This window comes from Enterococcus sp. VV15 (genome assembly GCF_005236045.1).
GTDB classification, from domain to species: Bacteria; Bacillota; Bacilli; order Lactobacillales; family Enterococcaceae; genus Enterococcus_B; species Enterococcus_B durans.
Genome location: NZ_QPTY01000094.1, coordinates 1 through 1,321 on the forward strand (window position 1 = coordinate 1; position 1,321 = coordinate 1,321).

Sequence of the window (1,321 nt, forward strand, 5' to 3'; positions counted from 1 at the left end):
GGGCGAATGATGGGAATCGAACCCACGAATGCCGGAGCCACAATCCGGTGCGTTAACCACTTCGCCACATTCGCCATAATAAGATATGTTATTTTATTTCTCAATAAAAAACTAAGATGGGTTCATCTTAGTCAATACCGGCGGCCGGGGTCGAACCGGCACGATCGTGAGATCACTGGATTTTGAGTCCAGCGCGTCTGCCAATTCCGCCACGCCGGCAAGTTGATTTATTAGTACTAAGGCGGTAACCGGATTTGAACCGGTGATGAAGGTTTTGCAGACCTCTGCCTTACCACTTGGCTATACCGCCATTATACTATTATCAGTCTATAAAGTAAATTATAGAACTGGGGTAGCTGGATTCGAACCAACGCATGAGGGAGTCAAAGTCCCTTGCCTTACCGCTTGGCTATACCCCAAAAAAAGAAGGGCGAATGATGGGAATCGAACCCACGAATGCCGGAGCCACAATCCGGTGCGTTAACCACTTCGCCACATTCGCCATGGCAGGGGCAGCAGGAATTGAACCCACACTAACGGTTTTGGAGACCGCTGTTCTACCTTTAAACTATGCCCCTATTAAATGGAGGAGAGTGGATTCGAACCACTGAACCCTAAGGAACGGATTTACAGTCCGTCGCGTTTAGCCACTTCGCTACTCCTCCATGGTGGCGCGGGACAGAATCGAACTGCCGACACACGGAGCTTCAATCCGTTGCTCTACCAACTGAGCTACCGCGCCAATATTTAAAATTTTATTAATTGAAAAAGAATGACGGTTCCGACGGGAATCGAACCCGCGATCTCCTGCGTGACAGGCAGGCATGTTAACCCCTACACCACGGAACCAATTCATTATGGAGGTTAACGGGATCGAACCGCTGACCCTCTGCTTGTAAGGCAGATGCTCTCCCAGCTGAGCTAAACCTCCATATTTTCAATTAATGACCCGTACGGGACTCGAACCCGTGTTACCGCCGTGAAAGGGCGGTGTCTTAACCGCTTGACCAACGGGCCAGGATAATTCTATTACGGAGAGTAAGGGATTCGAACCCTTGAGACAGTATAAACCATCTACATGATTTCCAATCATGCTCCTTCGGCCTCTCGGACAACTCTCCCGAGTGAAAGAAGCTCATTACTCTTTCTCATAAATGAGAACTCCGGCAGTAGGACTCGAACCTACGACATCATGATTAACAGTCATGCGCTACTACCAACTGAGCTATGCCGGAATATTACCAGCGTGGCGACGTCCTACTCTCACAAGGGGCAACCCCTCACTACAATCGGCGCTAAGAAGCTTAACTTCTGTGTTCGG

General features: G+C 49.3%; 13 tRNA genes and 1 rRNA gene. All 14 read right to left on the reverse strand.

What is annotated here, in order from left to right:
• Window position 1: 1 nt before the first annotated feature.
• Window positions 2-74, reverse strand: a tRNA-His gene (locus DVW83_RS14640).
• A 61-nt stretch (window positions 75-135) separates the two neighbouring features.
• A tRNA-Leu gene (locus DVW83_RS14645) sits at window positions 136-219 on the reverse strand.
• 20 nt (window positions 220-239) lie between these two features.
• Window positions 240-310: transfer RNA gene (locus tag DVW83_RS14650), tRNA-Cys, on the reverse strand.
• Between the two features lie 37 nt (window positions 311-347).
• A tRNA-Gln gene (locus tag DVW83_RS14655) sits at window positions 348-419 on the reverse strand.
• Between the two features lie 10 nt (window positions 420-429).
• Window positions 430-502 (reverse strand) — tRNA-His (locus tag DVW83_RS14660).
• 2 nt (window positions 503-504) lie between these two features.
• Window positions 505-578: transfer RNA gene (locus DVW83_RS14665), tRNA-Trp, on the reverse strand.
• A gap of 6 nt (window positions 579-584) precedes the next feature.
• A tRNA-Tyr gene (locus DVW83_RS14670) sits at window positions 585-665 on the reverse strand.
• A 1-nt stretch (window position 666) separates the two neighbouring features.
• Window positions 667-742 (reverse strand) — tRNA-Phe (locus tag DVW83_RS14675).
• A gap of 34 nt (window positions 743-776) precedes the next feature.
• Window positions 777-849 (reverse strand) — tRNA-Asp (locus DVW83_RS14680).
• A 9-nt stretch (window positions 850-858) separates the two neighbouring features.
• Window positions 859-931: transfer RNA gene (locus tag DVW83_RS14685), tRNA-Val, on the reverse strand.
• Window positions 932-945: 14 nt separating this feature from the next.
• Window positions 946-1,017: transfer RNA gene (locus DVW83_RS14690), tRNA-Glu, on the reverse strand.
• 15 nt (window positions 1,018-1,032) lie between these two features.
• Window positions 1,033-1,121 (reverse strand) — tRNA-Ser (locus tag DVW83_RS14695).
• Between the two features lie 40 nt (window positions 1,122-1,161).
• Window positions 1,162-1,235 (reverse strand) — tRNA-Asn (locus DVW83_RS14700).
• Between the two features lie 9 nt (window positions 1,236-1,244).
• Window positions 1,245-1,321, reverse strand: a 5S ribosomal RNA gene (gene rrf, locus DVW83_RS16180); the annotation flags it as partial.